The sequence below is a fragment of the Streptomyces sp. CLV115 genome (genome assembly GCF_038448545.1).
Taxonomy (GTDB): domain Bacteria; phylum Actinomycetota; class Actinomycetes; order Streptomycetales; family Streptomycetaceae; genus Streptomyces; species Streptomyces sanglieri.
Genome location: NZ_JBCEWQ010000178.1, coordinates 1 through 16,454, shown reverse-complemented (window position 1 = coordinate 16,454; position 16,454 = coordinate 1). Strand labels below are relative to the sequence as shown.

Here is a 16,454-nt window from a genome sequence, read left to right as displayed (position 1 = left end):
GCCCCGGCACGGCCCCCGGCCGACGGGACAGCCGCTGCGTCCGGCACCGGCACGGAGAGCCGGGCCGGCACCATGGCCGGATACCTCAGGGACCGGGCCGCGCGGACCCTCGGCATTCCGCCCGACAAGATCGAGCTCTCCGCCCCGCTCAGTGACTACGGGATGGACTCCATCCTCGTCCTTCAGCTCACCACCGCGCTGCGCGAGGACCTCGGAGAGGTTCCGTCCACCCTGCTCTTCGACGCCGAGTCCGTCGAGGAACTCACCGACCACTTCATGGCGGCCGGCGGCCCTCGGGTGGACGCCCTGCTGGCTCGGCTGAGCCCCGCGCCGGCGGCGACGCCCGCCCCCGACACCGGGCTCCGGCCGTTGGAGCCGTCCGCGACGCCCGCCACGGCACCGGCACAGCCCATTGCCGCACTCTTCCGTACGGCGGTACGGACCGGCACCCCGCAGCAGGCCGGTGACCTGCTCTCGATCGCCGCCCGGCTCCGGCCGACCTCCGCGACCGCAGCCGGTCCGGAGCCGGAGACCCTGCGGCTGTCGGACGGTGATCAGGAACCGGCCCTGGTCTGCCTCCCCTCCCTCATCGCCCCCACAGGGGCCCACCAGTACGTGAAGTTCGCGGCCGCACTCCGCGGCCGCCGCCAGGTGCGGACGGTCTCCATCCCCGGATACGGCACCGGTGAGCCGCTTCCGGCGGACCTGGAAGCGGCCGCGGACCGGCTGGCGGGAACACTGATCCGGCGGTTCGAGGGCCGGCCGTTCGCACTCGCCGCCTACTCCTCCGGCGGATGGGTCGCCCACGAGCTGGTACGACGGCTGGAGACGGCCGGTGCTCCGCCCGCCGCTCTGGTACTGCTCGACACGCTACGGTCGGCCGGAACCGCCATGGTCCGGGGAATGTCGGTGCTCACACGACGGCTGATGGACCGGTTCCCCCAACTGCCCGTCGTCGACGACCAGCTCACGGCGATGGCGTGGTACGCGCAGTTGCTCGAAGGCTGGCGCCCCCTGCCGGTGACCACCCCGACCCTCCTGGTGGGCGCCGCGGAGGACAGGACCCTGCTCGACCTGCTCGGCGACGAGGCGCGCGCCGACTGGCCACTGGAACACGTACGGACGAAGGTGGCGGGGGACCACTTCTCCATGCTTGAGGAGTACGCGGAGCCGACCGCACTCGCCGTCCACGAATGGCTCCGCGAACGATGCGCCCCCGGGCGGGAACAGTCCGCGCGTCAGGGTTTCTCCGGGGGTGTGCGATGAGCGATCGCCTGGGCTTCAGCCTGACGCAGTTGCGGTACTTCGTCGTATCCGCGGAGCTCGGCAACATATCGGAGGCGGCGGAGAGACTGTGCGCGTCGCAGTCGACGGTCTCCTCCGCCGTGATGAAGCTGGAACGCCAGCTCGGTGTGCAGTTGCTGCTCCGTCATCACGCCCGCGGTGTCACCCTGACCCCGAGCGGCCACCACCTGCTCCGGGAGGCGCGCGCGTTGCTGGGGCAGGCCAGGAACCTCAAGGCTCAGGGCGACGCCCTGGCAGGCCGCACCGCCGGCCGGCTGGACGTCGGGATCTTCTTCTCGATCGCGCCCTTCCTGCTGCCCCTGGTCCACAGGATGACCGCGGAGCGGTACCCGGCCCTGCGGCTGAACGTACATGAGGCATCGGAGCGGCTGCTGGAGCTGCTGCGGGACGGACGGTGCGAATTGGCCGTGACGTACGATTTCCTGTCGGGCGGTGCCAGGTTCCACCCTCTGGCCGAGCTGCCCGTCCATGCCCTGTTGGCGGACGACGACCCCATGGGCATGACCGGCTCGATCGGTTTGGCCGAGCTGGCCGCCCGGCCGCTCGTCACCCTGGACGTCCCGGCCGTTCTCCGCCATTTCGAGACGATGTTCGCCGCTGCGGGCGTGCCCATGCCGCAAGTGATCACGACGACGAGTCTTGAGACGGTGCGCGCACTGGTGGCCGCGGGCTCGGGGTTCGCCCTGATGTATCAACGCGCGGCCCATGCGCGGACTCTGGACGGCGGGAGGGTCCGATCGGTCGAGATCGCCGGAGAGGCGCCCGGCTCGGCCCTCGGCGTGGCCATGATGCCCGATCTGCACCTCAGCAGCCGCGGCAGAGCCTTCCTGGACGTGCTGGGCTCCGCGGTTTCGGTCAGCGGCGAAGTGAATGCGATTGTGTGACGCGGAACGTTCCACGGTGTGGCCGGCGGCTCCTGGGCTGCCGGCCCACCGCCGGAGATCCCCCGCGCACCCGCAGCGGCGGTGCCGCCGTCAGACCAGGGTCTTGAGGACGGCCGGGTCGTAGGGGACGGTCCGGGCCAGCTCACCGCGCAGTGCCTTCGCCGCCCAGTCCGGGTTGGCCAGCAGCGTCCTGCCAACGGCGACCAGGTCGAACTCGTCGCGCTCCAGGCGGTCCACCAGCTCCTCGATGCCGGTCAGGCCGGCCCGCTCGGTGAAGCCCTGGGCGAACTCGCCCACACCGTACTGCTGGTCCAGGCCGACGGAGCCGACCGTCACCGCGGCCCGGCCGCTGAGCTTGCGCACCCAGCCTGCCAGATTGAGCGGACTGCCGTCGAACTCCGGCAGCCAGTAGCGGCGGGTGGAGGCGTGGAACGCGTCGACACCTGCCTCGGTCAGCGGCGCCAGCAACTGCGCCAGCTCGTCCGGGTTCTCCGCGATGCGGGCCTCGTAGTGGTTGACCTTCCACTGGGAGAGCCGGAAGAGAACCGGGAAGCCCGGACCGACGGCCGCGCGGATCGCCTGCACGATCTCGGCGCCGAAACGGGCGCGGGAGGCCGGGTTTCCGCCGTAGCGGTCGGTACGCCGGTTGGTGCCGCGCCACAAGAAGTCGTCGATCAGGTAGCCGTGCGCGCCGTGCAGCTCCACACCGTCGAATCCGAGCCGCTCCGCGGCCGCGGCGGCCTCCGCGAAGGCCGCCACCGTTTCGTCGATGTCTTGCCGGGTCATGGCACGACCGGCCGGCGTGCCGTCCAGTCCGAGCCCGGACGGCCCCTCCGCAGGCGGTTGCGTCCCGAAGCGCGCGGCCCCGGTGTGCCACAGCTGGGGAATGATCCTGCCACCGGCCTGGTGTACCCGCCGCACCACGTGGGCCCAGCCGGCGAGCGGCTCCTCGCCGTAGAAGCGGGGCACGTTGTCGTACGCGGCGGCGGCGGCCCGGTTGATGTAGGTGCCCTCGGTGATGATCAGTCCGACCTGGTGCGCCGCCCGGCGGGCGTAGTACTCCGCCACGTCCGGGCCCGGCACGCCGCCGGCGGACTGCATCCTGGTCATCGGGGCCATCACGATCCGGTTGGGGACCGTGAGATCGCCCAGGGTGAACGGCTGGTCCAGGGTGGCCATTTTTCCTCCAGATTTGTCGGCACTGCTCACACGGAATTGTTTCTGCCGCACACCGGTAGCGCATGATTATCGACCCTGTCGATAGCGGTGTCCAGCTTTCGGAGGTCATTCCGGCGTGCATCGAATTATGCGATCCAGTGCATCGAGATAATCAGTTTGACCGCATCGGAGGGGCCGTTGATAGTGGTCATCGTGATTCCGCGTCACCACGATCGCCTCCCTTGTCGATCAATTGCGCGGACCGGCCTGTTGAAGCAGGGAGGGGGCGGAACCCGGAGTGAGCCGAGATCGCTTCACCGAAAAGACAGAAAAGTTCGCCGGTGAGCTGGAAGGCAAGCGGGCCGTGGTGACCGGCGGCAGTCGCGGTATTGGCGCCGCGATCGTACAGAAATTACTCGACGCCGGCGCCACCGTCGTGACCTCTGCCCGCAACCCCACCGAACAGACTCCGTCCGCAGCCAAATTCGTCAGAGCAGACCTCAGTACGCCCGACGGAGTGCGAGAGTTCGCGGATATCGCTCTGGAAAATCTCGGCGGAGTGGACATCGTCGTCAATAACGCAGGCGGCTGCCGAAACTTTCAGAGTGCGCTGGACATCGAGAAGGACTGGCAGTACACGGTGGATATCAATTTCCTCGCCGCTGTCCGCCTCAATTCCGCACTTGTGCCGTCCATGCGGGAGAGCGGCGGTGGAGTCGTCGTACATGTGTCGTCCATTGCCACCATCGCTTCCTATCCGATGATCCTGCACTACGCAGCTGCCAAGTCCGCCCTGGAGACGTACAACAAGGGGCTCGCGGCCGAATTGGCGCCGCAAGGAATCCGGGTGGTCGCCCTCTCTCTCGGGAACGTCATGACACCAGGGGCGGACGAGGCGCGCGAAAAGATCGTGGATTACCTCGGAAACGATTCCGTGGACTGGTCCGAGGAAATTCCCCTCGGGCGCATCGGCCAGTCCGACGACATCGCGGAGGCGGTCGGCTTCCTGGTCTCCGAACGCGCCGCGTGGATCACCGGCAGCACTCTCGTCATCGACGGCGGGCGCAGCGCGGCCCTGTCCTGAACCCCCTTCACCAGCGACCACGTATGCGCAGGCAACCATCTGCCAGGACTGAAAGGACCGACGCGATGACCGCCACAGGGGAAGGGGTACGGGCCTACCCGTTCGGCCCGGTCGAACGACTCGAAGTGGATCCGAAGCTGGCCGAGATCTGCGGCGAACAGCCGGTGCTGCGGGTGAGTCTGCCCTACGGCGGCGACGCCTGGCTGGTCACACGGCACGCGGACGTCAGGGCGGTCCTGGCCGATCCCCGGTTCAGCCGCGCCGCCGCCGTGGGCGAGGACATCCCCCGCACGGTCGCCACCGGTCTGCCCAGCACCTCCATGCTGAGCATGGATCCGCCGGAACACAGCCGACTGCGGCGCCGGGTGGCCAATTCGTTCACCGTACGCCGTGTCGAAGCGCTCCGCCCGCGCGTCCAGCACATCGTGAACGGGCTGCTCGACACCATGATCGCCGCAGGTGGGCCCGCCGACCTGACCCAGACGCTGACCTGGCCGCTGCCGATCACGGTCATCTGCGAACTGCTCGGCGTGCCCGTCGCCGACCGCGACCGTTTCAACGTCTGGGTCGACGGCTTGCTGATGCTGTCCGATCCGGCGCAGTCCATGGAGGCCCGGGGACACCTCAACGACTACCTCGCCGGCCTGGTCGCGCTCCGCCGCACCAGCCCCACCGACGACCTCCTCGGCGAGCTGGCCAATGTGGCGGACGAGGAGGACCGGCTTCTGGACGAGGAACTGGTCAGTCTCGGCGTCAGCCTGCTCTCCGCAGGCCAGGAGGCCACCGCCAACCAGCTCGGCAACTTCGTCTACACGCTGCTGACCAGACCCGATCTCTGGCAGAAACTCGTCGCCGACCCCGCACTGGTGCCCGACGCGGTCGAGGAACTCTCCCGGATCATCCCGATCAGCGCGTCCGCCGGCTTCACCCGCATCGCCACCGAGGACGTGGAACTGAGCGGGCAGACCATTCGCGCGGGCGACGCGGTGGTCGCCGAGCTGGGGATCGCCAACCGGGATCCCGAAGTGTTCGACCACCCGGAGGAGATCGACTTCCACCGGGGGAACGTTCCGCACGTCACCTTCGGCCACGGCGTGCACCACTGCCTCGGCGCACAGCTGGCCAGGATGGAGCTGCGAGTCGTGCTCGAATCACTGCTCCGCCGACTGCCCGGCCTGCACCTCGCCGTGCCGGTCGACCAGATCTCCTGGCGTACCGACCGGCTGATCCGCGGGGTGGATGCGCTGCCGGTCAGCTGGTGAGGCCCGCACACGCTCGCCGGCACGCGCACCGCGAACACCGGCACGGCCGAAGCCACACCGCGCGCACGTCACCGCGGGCCGCTGCGCGCGTTGACGTGCTGATTCCATGGCCGGCCGACACACCTAATCAAGGGCCCGGCGACGTCCACAGCCAGGACGCGCCGGCATCACCGGGACGCCGAGGGAGGCCTGATCATGACCGAGCCACTGGAGGCGGTCACCGCGGCAGTGCATGACCCGGACAAGGGACTCGCCGAGGTCATGGCGGCCGTACTGGAGGGATACGGGGACCGGCCGGCGCTCGGTGAACGCGCCGAGGAAGCCTCGACAGCGCGGCTGCTCCCCAGGTTCGACACCATCAGCTACCGCGAACTGTGGGCGAGAGTCCGCGCGGTGGCCGGCACATGGCACCACGACCCGCGGCATCCGCTGAGCGCGGGCGACCGGATCTGCGTCCTCGGCTTCGCCAGCACCGACTACGCGACGCTCGACCTCGCGTGCATCCACTCCGGTGTCGTGGCCGTGCCTCTGCAGTCCAGTGCGCCGCTGTCCCAGCTGATGCCGATCATCGCGGAGACGGAGCCGCGCGCCCTCGCCACCAGCATCGAGCGACTGGACACCGCCGTCGAAGCCGTGGCCGGGGAAAGCTCGATCCAGCACGTGATCGTCTTCGACTACCGTCCCGAAGTCACCGGCCAGCGAACCGCCTTCGAGTCCGCCCGGCGCCGCCTGGCCGAAGCCGGCCGCCCGGTGGTCATCGACTCACTGGCCACGCTGATCGAACGCGGAGCGGGCCTGCCGCCCGCCCCACTGTTCACTGCCGAGGCGGGAGACGATCCGCTGGCCCTGCTCATCTACACGTCCGGCAGCACCGGAACCCCCAAGGGGGCCATGTACACCCAGCGGCTGGTCGGCACCGCGTGGTACGGATTCAGCTACGGGGCGGCGGACGGACCCCCGGTCAGCATCCTCTACCTGCCGCAGAGCCATCTCGCGGGCCGCTACGCCCTGATGGGCTCGCTCGTGCGGGGCGGTGTCGGCTACTTCACCGCCAGGAGCGACCTGTCCACCCTGTTCGAGGACATCGCGCTGATCCGTCCCACCGAGCTGACCATGGTCCCGCGCCTGTGCGACATGCTGTTCCAGCAGTACCAAAGCGAACTGGGCCGCAGAGCCGGCGAGCCGGGTGACGTCGAGACAGCGGTCATGACGGACCTGCGCGAGAACTTCCTGGGCGGACGCGTCGCCAAGGCGTTCTGCGGGACCGCCCCGCTGTCCGCGGAGGTCGCGGCCTTCGTGGAGTCCTGCCTGAACCTCCACCTGTACACCGGTTACGGTTCCACGGAGGCCGGCGGAGTCCTGCTCGACACGGTGGTGCAACGCCCGCCCGTGATCGACTACAAGCTGGCCGACGTCCCGGAGCTGGGCTATTTCCGCACCGACCTACCGCATCCGCGCGGGGAACTGCTGCTCAGGACGGAAAGCATCATTCCCGGCTACTACAAGCGGCCCGAGGTCACCGCCGAGATCTTCGACGAGGACGGCTACTACCGGACCGGCGACGTCATGGCCGAGCTCGGCCCCGACCGGTTGGTCTACGTCGACCGCACCAAGGACACCCTGAAGCTGTCCCAGGGCGAGTTCGTCGCCGTCTCCCGCCTGGAGACCGTATTCGCCGGCAGCCCCCTCATCCGGCAGATCTATGTGTACGGCAACAGCGAACGCGCCTATCTGCTCGCGGTGGTGGTGCCCGCGCCCGGCGCCCGGACCGACGGCAGGGAAGGGTCCGGTTCGCTCAAGCCGCTGCTCGGCGAGGCGCTCCAGCAGGTGGCCCGGGAGGCCGAGCTCAGCTCGTACGAGATCCCGCGTGACTTCCTGATCGAGACCGAACCCTTCAGCCCGGAGAACGGCCTGCTGTCCGAGAGCCACAAACTGCTGCGCCCCAGGCTCAAGGAGCGCTACGGGCAGGCGCTCGACCGGCTGTACGACGAGATCGCCGAGGGCCAGGTCAGGGAGGTGCGCGAGCTGCGTCGAGCCGCTGCGGACCGGCCGGTGCTGGAGACGGTCACCGGGGCCGTCCAGGCAATGCTGGGCTGTCCGGACACCGCTCTTCGCGCCGACGCGCACTTCACGGACCTGGGCGGGGACTCCCTGACCGCGCTGTCCTTCTCGCTCCTCATGAAGGAGATCTTCCACATCGAGCTTCCGGTCGGGGTGGTCATCAGCCCGGCCAACGATCTGGCCCGGCTGGCGAGATACCTGGAGGCGGAGCGCGAGATCGGGGCTGAGCGGCCCACATTCGTTTCCGTGCACGGCGAGCACAGCACCGAAGTCCGCGCCGGTGACCTCACCCTGGACAAGTTCATCGGCGCGCGGACGCTCGCCGCCGCGCCGACGCTGCCCCGACCCCGTGGTGCCGTGCAGGCCGTCCTGCTGACCGGCGCCAACGGGTACCTCGGCCGGTTCCTGTGCCTGGAATGGCTGGAGCGGCTGGCGCCCTCGGGCGGCAAGCTGATCTGCGTCGTACGCGCGAGCGGCGCGGCCGGCGCTGCGAAGCGGCTCGAGGAGGCATTCGACAGCGGTGACGCGGAACTGCTCCGGCGGTACCGGGATCTGGCCGAAGGCACCCTGGAGGTACTCGCGGGCGACATCGGCGAGCCGCACCTGGGCCTGGACGAGGACACGTGGAACGGCCTGGCCGACACCGTGGACCTGATCGTCCACCCGGCTGCCCTGGTCAACCACGTACTGCCGTACCGGCAATTGTTCGGCCCCAACGTCGTCGGCACGGCAGAGCTGATCAGGCTGGCGCTCACCGCCCGGATCAAGCCCGTCACCTATGTGTCGACCGCCGCCGTGGAGGCCGGAGCCGGGATGCCGGCTGTCGGAGAGGACGCCGACATCCGCGGCGCCGGCCCGGTGCGGCGGATCGACCAGGTCTATGCCAACGGGTACGCGACCAGCAAATGGGCCGGGGAGGTGCTGCTCCGGGAGGCACACGACCTGTGCGGCCTGCCGGTCACCGTCTTCCGGTCGGACATGATCCTCGCGCACAGCAGCTACCGGGGGCAGCTGAACGTCCCCGACCTGTTCACCCGCCTGCTGCTGAGCCTGCTCGCCACGGGCATCGCGCCGGCCTCGTTCTACCGGACCGGTGACCGCGCGCACTACGACGGTCTGCCGGTCGACTTCACCGCGGAGGCCGTCACCGCACTCGGCGCGCGGGCCACCGACGGCTACCGGACCTTCAACGTGCTGAACCCGCACGACGACGGCATCTCGCTGGACACCTTCGTCGACTGGCTCATCGAGGCAGGCCACCCGATCCGGCGGATCGACGGCTACGACGCATGGCTCACCCGCATCACGGCGGCGCTCCGCGCCCTGCCGGAGAGGCAGCGTCAGCACTCGCTGCTGCCCCTGTTGCACGCCTTCGCGCAGCCCGGGGAGGCCGTCGCCGGTTCGGCGATACCCGCGGACCGGTTCCATGCCGCCGTGCACGCCGCGAAGGTCGGCACCGGCCAGGACATCCCCCATCTGTCGGCGGCCCTCATCACCAAGTACGTCACTGACCTGCGCCGGCTCGAACTGCTCTGAGAGCTGTGCCCAGGCCTTCGAACGGCGCAACGGCCCACCGGCGGCCGCACATTCAACGAGAGACGGCGGACGGGAACTCGATATGGGACAGGACATCGGCGAGCAGGCGATTTCGTTTCTGCGCTGTCTGGAGGCGTACGACTTCGCCGGTTGCCGGGCGATGTGCACCGGCGGCGCCACCGTGTGGCAGAACGACGGTCAGGGGGCGCGGACGATCGATGCGACGCTGCGGCGCTTCGAGGACTTCGCCGCTGACGTCGATACGCTGCGGTACGACGTGATCCGCCAGTTCCGGAATACGAGCGAGGTCCTCCAGCAGCAGGTGCTTCACCTGAGTGCGGCCGACGGGTCCGAGAGCAGGATCCACGCCACGGTCTGCTTCCGGTTCGAGGAGGACGGCCTCATCGACCGGATCGAGGAGTACATCTACGAGGTCCCGACGGCCAAGACGCCTTGATCCGCCCTCCCGCACCCGTCGTCCGGCAGGCGGCGCCGGTTGCGACCTGCGGCCGGGGCCCCAAACATGGACATGGGCGATCTCCGCCTCGAACAGCCGTCACCAGCGGCGGCCGAGCAGGCCGCGCGACGACGCACCCGTGTGCCCGACCCGAGGAAAGCCCATGACCGAGATCCCGCCTCCCCTCACCCCCTGGCTCGAACCCGCCGCGAAGGAGCTGGCCGAGGCCACGGACCCGCATCCCCGGATCTACGAGGTCCCGCCGGAACAGGGCCGCGCCATTCTCGCCGGCCTGCAGAACGGCACCGGTGTGCCCCGCCCGGAGGTCGACGAGGAGTGGGTCGAGGTCGACACCGGTGAGTGGGGGACGGTCCGCACCCGCATCATCCGCCCGAAGGGCGTGAGCGGCCCGTTGCCGGTGTTGTTCTTCATCCACGGCGCAGGCTGGGTCTTCGGCGACGACAAGACCCACGACCGCCTCTTCCGGGAACTCACCGTCGGGGCGGGCGCGGCGGGTGTCTTCCCCGTCTACGACCGGGCGCCGGAGGCCAAGTACCCCACCCAGGTGGAGCAGAACTACGCCGTGGGCCAGTGGGTCGTGAAGCACGGCGGGGAGCACGGCATGGACACCTCGCGGATCGCCGTCACCGGCGACTCGGTCGGTGGCTGCATGTCGACGGTGTTCGCGCTGATGAACAAGGAGCGCGGCGGGATCGACCTCAAGGCCGAGGTCCTGCTCTACCCGGTGACCGACGCGGACTTCAGCACCTCGTCCTACCAGCAGTTCGCCGAGGGCCACTACCTCACCCGCGACGGCATGAAGTGGTTCTGGGACGCCTACACCACCGACCCCGCCCAGCGCGCCGAGGTGTATGCCTCCCCGCTCCGGGCGTCCCTGGAACAGCTCCGGGGACTGCCGCCCACCCTGGTCATCACCGACGAGGCGGACGTGCTGCGCGACGAGGGGGAGCAGTACGCCAACAGGCTCCGCGAGGCGGGCGTCGACGTCACCGCGGTCCGGGTGGCGGGCATGGTCCACGACTTCCTGCTCCTGGACAGCCTGCGCGACACCAGGGCCGCCGACATCGCCCGCAAGATCGCCATCGACTTCCTGGGGTCGGCACTGCACGACGGCTGAACCGGCGGGGACATCGCCGCGGAAAAGACGTGCGGGTGAGTACCCGGGGAGCCTGCGGCGGCCCGCTACGCGGCGCGTCCCGCCGAGTTCAGCCAGGTCCGGTAGCGACGCAGGGCCCCGCGCTGCCTGCACTGTTCGGCGAGGAGGGCGATCGCCGGGTGGGTGCCGGGCGTGGGGCGGCTGCCGCGGGCGATCCGGCGCATCTGGTGGCGTACCTGGGCCATGCCCGCGGCCGAGGCGAGCGCCTTGTCCGACCAGGTCACGGGCCGCAACCGCCGGTCGGCCTCGCGGCCGGTCCGCCAGAGCTCGGGCAGGTCCGGGGTGACGGCGAGGGCGGTGCCCATTCCGATGACCGCCACCCCGCTGTCGAGGACCTTCTCGGCGGTCTCGCGCCGGGTGATGCCCCCGGTGAGCATCAGCGGCAGGGGGCTGCTCCTGACCAGGTCCTTCGCCAGGTCGAGGAAGTACGCCTCACGGGCCCGGGTGCGCTCGTCGGCCGGGCGTCCGGACATCGCCGGGCTCTCGTAGCTGCCGCCGGAGAGCTCGACCAGGTCGACACCGAGCGGAGCGAGCATCCCGATCACCTGGCGTGCGTCGTCGGCGTCGAATCCGCCGCGCTGGAAGTCGGCGGAGTTGAGCTTGACCGCGACGGCGAAGGACGGGGAGACCGCGGCGCGGACGGCGCGGACGATGTCCAGCAGCATCCGGGCCCGGTTCTCCAGGGAGCCGCCCCACTCGTCGGTGCGCCGGTTGACGAGGGGGGAGAGGAACTGCGACAGCAGATAGCCGTGCGCGGCGTGGATCTCCACCCCGTCGAATCCGGCCTGCTCGGCGCGCCGGGCGGTGACCGCGTACCGGGTCACGGTGGCCCGGATCTGCTCGGGCGTCATGGCGACGGGGCGGCCGAACCGGCCGCTGTGCCTGCCCAGGTCGACGGCGACCGCGGAAGGGCCCCACACGACGCCGGGCATGTCGGATCCGATCTGCCGGCCGGGGTGGTTGATCTGCATCCAGACCGACCCGCCGCCGGACTTCCCGGCCCTGGCCCACTCGGCGAACGGCTCCAGTGGGGCGGCGGCGTCGAGCACCACGCCGCCCGGGCCGGTCAGCGCCTCGGCGTGGACCATGACGTTGCCGGTGATCAGCAGTCCGGTGCCGCCTGCCGCCCAACGCCGGTACAGGCCGAACAACTCCTCGTCGGGAAGCTGGCCGCCGGCGGCCATGTTCTCCTCCATGGCCGCCTTGGCGATCCGGTTGTCCAGCACCTGCCCGGAGCGCAGGGACAGCGGCGAGAACAGCTCACTGCTCATCGGGGTTCCTCTCTCGATCACAATCTCGATCCCGGTCACCATCGCTTACGATGTATGCGGTGTTCACATTAGGGCGGCAATGTGAGCGATGTAAACATGAGGGAGTGTGAACCATGTCGCAGGAGAGCGGCTCGTACCACCACGGCGATCTGCGCGCCGCCTGTCTGCGCGCCGCGCGGGAGCTGCTGGAGGAGGACGGCAGCGCCGGCCTGTCGCTGCGGGCGGTGGCACGGCGGGCCGGTGTCTCGGCGACCGCTCCCTACCGCCACTTCGCGGACCGTGACGCGCTCGTCTCGGCGGTGGCCGCGCAGGGCTACCGCGAACTCGCCGACCACCTGGCCGAGGCTCATCCCTCGCCGGCGACGCCCGACGAGCTCGCGGCGGTCGCGGTCGCCTACGTACGTTTCGCGCTGGAGCGTCCCGCGCTGTTCCGGGTGATGTTCGCGGAGCCCTGCGATCCGGACAGCGAGGAACGGGCCGGCGCGACCACCGCCATCTCCGAGTACGTCCGCCGCATCGTCCGCGGCACCTTCCCCGGCGCCGATCCCGACGCTCTGTCCACCACGGTGTGGGCCCTGGTCCACGGCCTGGCGTTCCTGCACCTCGACGGCAAGTTCGACACCTCCACTCCCGAGGTGGTGGCCGGCCAGGTGCGCGCCGCCGTCCACGCGCTGTTCACCGCCTCCGCGGCGCTGTCACCGACGACGGCCGCACCGCACGTGCGGGCAGAGGCGTAACGGGGTCGTGCCGGTACGGGGACGCGGCGCGCCTCAGTCCGCCGTACCCGGCTTGGTACCCCACACGTAGACGCGATCGTCGATGTTCAGGAGGTCCCACAGGGCCGCCGCGTCGTCCACCTTCAGGTTGACGCACCCGGCCGAGCCGCCGCCGTCGTACAGGTCCCCCGGGTGCCCGTGCAGTGCCTGGCCGCCGTCGAAGAACTGGGAGTACGGCATGGGCGCGTCGTCGTAGAGGGTCGAGACATGGTCCTTGTCGCGCCAGTAGATCGAATGCCAACCGGGCCGTGTCTCCTGCGCGTCGCGGCCGGTGCGGATGGGGACCGGGCCGAACTCCACCCGGTCTCCGGTCTGTACCCAAAGGAGCTGCCGGTCCATGTCGGTGCAGGTGACCCGGTACGAACGGGTCGGGCAGTGACCCGCGGCGTTCGGATCGGGGGCCGCCTCGACGGCGACCATCGTGCGGTAGGTGCCGAGGTCGGCGAACCCGTCGGTGCGCGCGACCTCGTGCTCGCGCTGGAACGCGCGGATCGCCGCGCAGTCGGCCGCGGACTGGCGGCCGTCCACGGGGCGGCCGAGGTGCTTCTCCAGGGGGCGCTGATAGGGGCCGGTGGGAGCGGTGCACGCTCCGTCCGCGCCGCGGGGAGCGGCGACGGTGGCAGGGGCCGAGCAGAGCACCGCCGCGGCGGCTGCGGCGGTCATTGCACTGGCGAGGCGAACTGGGTGCACGGATGACCTCCTGGCGGTGCGTGCGGGGTCCAGCCAGTGCACCAGTCCACCGGTTCGGACGCCATACGTGGACGACCGAACCGGTGACCGGACGGGCTATGCGCCCCGGGCCTTGCAGGTCTTGCCCTTGCAGGGCTCACCGCGGGTGTTCTCGATCGTTGCCGTCACCCCTGTGGTGCTGTTCTCCGCCGTCACCTCGTACGGCCCGGAGACCGGGTTCGCGGGCAGGACGTAGCCCTCCGGCACGGCGGTCTCGCGCAGGTAGTACGCGCCGAGCGGCAGGTCGTCGAAGGAGCAACCGCCGTTCTCGGCGGTGGAGCAGTCGTCGACCCGGGTGTCGGGCTCGGTGCCGCCGGTCTGGAGGCCGGGGGTGTCGTTGGTCTCGCGCCAGAGCTCGAAGACGGCGCCGGCCAGCGGCTCCCCGTTCTTGCGGTCCTTCTTCACCAGGTCGATCCGACCGGTGCCGGGCGGCTCGGACGTGGTGGTGTTCCGCGCCTCGGCCTGGACCCCGGTGTCGGCGTTCTCCTCGCTGAGGACGAGAGGGCCGAAGACGCCGGGATCGGGCAGGTCGTAGCCGTCGGGGGCGGCGGTCTCGCGCCAGTAGTAGGTGCCGGTCACGGTCGTGGCGGCGCAGATGCCGTCGGCCTGAGTGGTGCAGGTGCTGACCCGGGTGTCGGGTTCGGTGCCGCCGGTCTGGAGGCCGGGGGTTTCGTTGGTCTCGCGCCAGAGTTCGAAGTCGGCCCCGGCGAGCGGAGCGCCGGTGTCCGCGTCGGTCTTCAGCACCCGGACCTCACCGGTCCTCGGCTGCGGTCCGCCGCAGTCCGGCAGGTCGCCGTTGAAGGGGTAGGCATGGAACTCCTGGCCGCCGCTGCCCGTCGCGGAACTGGTGTGCGTCAAGGACCCGGTGGTGAAGAAGCGGCCGTTGATGCCGGGCAGTTGCACATGGGTCATCGAGGACTGCTCGCCCATCAGGAAGCTGCCCTGGAACTGACCGGTTCCCCGGAGGTCGACCGTCGTGGCGTCGGGGAAGTTCCACAGCAGCCGGTCACGGTAGGCGTTCAGCGGGTCCGTGGCGTCGGAGATGCCACCGCTGTACGTGTTCAGCACCCGGTCCGTCCCGACGACGTTGACCAGGATGGTCGCGTCGTCCGGAATGCCGGCGAAGACGATGCCCTGCTGCGCGCCGCGCGGGCCGACCATGTCGAAGTCGACGTCGAAGACCTGGAGGGCCGACGTCCCGTCACCGGTGAACAGGGTCCGGGTTCCCTGGTTCACGGCCGTGCCCGTCGCAGTGCGCGGGCGGCCGCCGACGCGGGCGTAGCAGCGGCTGGCGTCCGTCAGCTCGTCACGCAGCCCGGCGTACGGCTCGACGGCGTCGTCGTCCTGGATCAACTCGCCGCGCACGGTGCCGGTCTGCGTGCCCGCGTACCGGACGATGCCCCGCTCGCCCAGCAGGCCGCCGGTCGTTTCCAGGGTCTGCCCGGCGGCGATGCTCACGCTGCCGCCGACGGTCAGGAAGTCGGAGTCGACCGGAGGGACCACCCGGGAGCCGACACCGGCGATGCCCAGGTTGTACAGACCGCTGGCGGACGGGTCCTTGTTCTGGTCGAACTCGTCGAGCACGACGACGCGGCCCTCGGCCTCGGCGGCTCGCCCGCGTACCAGGAAGTCGTTCCCGACGAATACGTTGATCGCGTCGTCCCGCCCGGCGATCGGGCCGTTGTGGATCCCGGGAAGGGATCCGGGCAGCTGCCGGGAACGCAGGGCCCGAGCCCGCCGGGCAGGGGGGGCGGCGACGGCGGGCGTGGCGGGCAGTCCGAATGTGAGCACGGGCACGGCCATGGCGAGCACGGCGCAGGAGGTCCTGGTGGCGCCGGCGCGCGAGCGCAGCGTGGAGAGACGCCGAGTCATTGATCTCATGTCGGGCATTCTTTTCAGGGATTCGCATTTCGGAGTGGATTGCGAACCGTGCTGCCACAAAGGGATGCCCCAAGCACTCGAACAGGCTAGGACCCCTCGTTCGGATCAGGCCCGACGGGCCCGTCGCCGCGGGGGATCCGGGGCGCCCGGCGGATCGTCCGGACCGGACCGGACGTCCGTGACTCCTGCGACGGTCCGGGGGATTAGGTTGGCCGGGAAAAGTTTTCGGGCAGCCGGACTCGCGATGGGGGCGAGCATGACCATGCAAAAAGGGGCCAATGTTCCGGTGGCGGCTCAGGCCGTGCGGGTCGAACTGGGGTGGCGCACCGCCCCGGGGACACCGGACGTGGACGGCTCGGCGCTCCTTCTCGTGCCGTCGGGAAAGGTGCGCAGTGACGCCGACTTCGTCTTCTACAACCAGCCCTCGCACGCTTCCGGCGCGGTGCGTCACGAGGGCAAGCGCACCGCCGGTGACGGGACGACGGACAACCTCGCGGTCGACCTGGCGCGCGTCGAGCCGGGCATCGACCGGGTGGTTCTGGCGGCCTCCGCGGACGGCGGCACGTTCGGCCGGGTGACCGGACTCTACGTACGGATCACGGACGCGGCGAACGGAAGGGAGATCGCCCGCTTCGACAGCGCGGACGCGACGGTCGAGACCGCGTTCATCCTGGGGGAGCTCTACCGGCGCCAGGGCGCCTGGAAATTCCGTGCCGTGGGCCAGGGATACGGCACCGGCCTCGAAGGGCTCGCGACCGACTTCGGGATTTCCGTCGACGAACCGCAGCAGGCCCAGCCGGCTCAGCCGTATCACCAACCCCGAACTCCTCAACAGCCGCCCGGCGCAGCGCGGACCGACCACCGGCCGCCGGT

13 protein-coding genes are annotated in these 16,454 nt (G+C 70.3%); 9 read left to right on the top strand and 4 right to left on the bottom strand.

Translation table 11 applies throughout. The features are described 5' to 3' along the window. Nucleotides 1–1,266 (top strand): alpha/beta fold hydrolase (locus AADR41_RS36270; RefSeq protein WP_342286241.1); only part of this gene is annotated, 1,266 nt, incomplete at its 5' end. Next, on the top strand, nt 1,263–2,189 hold the full coding sequence (locus AADR41_RS36265; RefSeq protein WP_342286239.1) for a LysR family transcriptional regulator: 927 nt from the start codon (nt 1,263–1,265) through the stop codon (nt 2,187–2,189). The genes AADR41_RS36270 and AADR41_RS36265, both read left to right, overlap by 4 nt. Nucleotides 2,190–2,279: 90 nt before the next feature. On the opposite strand, the gene AADR41_RS36260 is transcribed toward AADR41_RS36265, so the two are convergent. Next, nucleotides 2,280–3,368 (bottom strand): NADH:flavin oxidoreductase, encoded by a 1,089-nt coding sequence (locus AADR41_RS36260; protein ID WP_342286238.1) that lies wholly within the window; start codon nt 3,366–3,368, stop codon nt 2,280–2,282. A 277-nt stretch (nt 3,369–3,645) separates the two neighbouring features. On the opposite strand from AADR41_RS36260, the gene AADR41_RS36255 reads away from it, so the two are divergent. The 5 genes from AADR41_RS36255 (at nt 3,646) to AADR41_RS36235 (ending at nt 10,885) form a co-directional block, all read left to right on the top strand. Then, nucleotides 3,646–4,431: an SDR family oxidoreductase gene (locus AADR41_RS36255; RefSeq protein ID WP_342286236.1), complete on the top strand. Its 786-nt coding sequence runs from the start codon at nt 3,646–3,648 to the stop codon at nt 4,429–4,431. A 65-nt stretch (nt 4,432–4,496) separates the two neighbouring features. After that, the gene (locus AADR41_RS36250; RefSeq protein ID WP_342286235.1) at nt 4,497–5,693 is read left to right on the top strand and encodes a cytochrome P450; all 1,197 of its coding nucleotides are present in this window, start codon (nt 4,497–4,499) and stop codon (nt 5,691–5,693) included. 195 nt (nt 5,694–5,888) lie between these two features. Beyond that, the gene (gene car / locus AADR41_RS36245) at nt 5,889–9,290 is read left to right on the top strand and encodes a carboxylic acid reductase (protein WP_342286234.1); all 3,402 of its coding nucleotides are present in this window, start codon (nt 5,889–5,891) and stop codon (nt 9,288–9,290) included. An 82-nt stretch (nt 9,291–9,372) separates the two neighbouring features. Beyond that, on the top strand, nt 9,373–9,747 hold the full coding sequence (locus AADR41_RS36240; RefSeq protein ID WP_342286233.1) for a nuclear transport factor 2 family protein: 375 nt from the start codon (nt 9,373–9,375) through the stop codon (nt 9,745–9,747). Between the two features lie 163 nt (nt 9,748–9,910). Further along, nucleotides 9,911–10,885, top strand: coding sequence for an alpha/beta hydrolase (locus tag AADR41_RS36235; protein ID WP_342286231.1), 975 nt, complete (start codon nt 9,911–9,913; stop codon nt 10,883–10,885). Between the two features lie 65 nt (nt 10,886–10,950). Here AADR41_RS36235 and AADR41_RS36230 read toward each other — a convergent pair whose 3' ends face one another. Then, nucleotides 10,951–12,195 (bottom strand): NADH:flavin oxidoreductase/NADH oxidase family protein, encoded by a 1,245-nt coding sequence (locus AADR41_RS36230; RefSeq protein ID WP_342286230.1) that lies wholly within the window; start codon nt 12,193–12,195, stop codon nt 10,951–10,953. Nucleotides 12,196–12,308: 113 nt separating this feature from the next. Here AADR41_RS36230 and AADR41_RS36225 point away from each other — a divergent pair, with 113 nt between their 5' ends. Further along, a complete protein-coding gene (locus tag AADR41_RS36225) occupies nt 12,309–12,932 on the top strand; it encodes a TetR/AcrR family transcriptional regulator (RefSeq protein ID WP_342286228.1) in 624 nt (207 codons plus the stop codon). Nucleotides 12,933–12,965: 33 nt separating this feature from the next. Here AADR41_RS36225 and AADR41_RS36220 read toward each other — a convergent pair whose 3' ends face one another. Together AADR41_RS36220 and AADR41_RS36215 are read right to left on the bottom strand one after the other, a co-directional pair. Further along, nucleotides 12,966–13,634, bottom strand: coding sequence for a L,D-transpeptidase (locus AADR41_RS36220; RefSeq protein WP_342286243.1), 669 nt, complete (start codon nt 13,632–13,634; stop codon nt 12,966–12,968). Between the two features lie 123 nt (nt 13,635–13,757). Next, complete coding sequence (locus tag AADR41_RS36215) at nt 13,758–15,581, bottom strand: choice-of-anchor A family protein (RefSeq protein ID WP_342286226.1); 1,824 nt, start codon at nt 15,579–15,581, stop codon at nt 13,758–13,760. 256 nt (nt 15,582–15,837) lie between these two features. On the opposite strand from AADR41_RS36215, the gene AADR41_RS36210 reads away from it, so the two are divergent. Then, a partial coding sequence (locus AADR41_RS36210) for a TerD family protein (RefSeq protein ID WP_342286225.1) occupies nt 15,838–16,454 on the top strand: 617 nt, incomplete at its 3' end.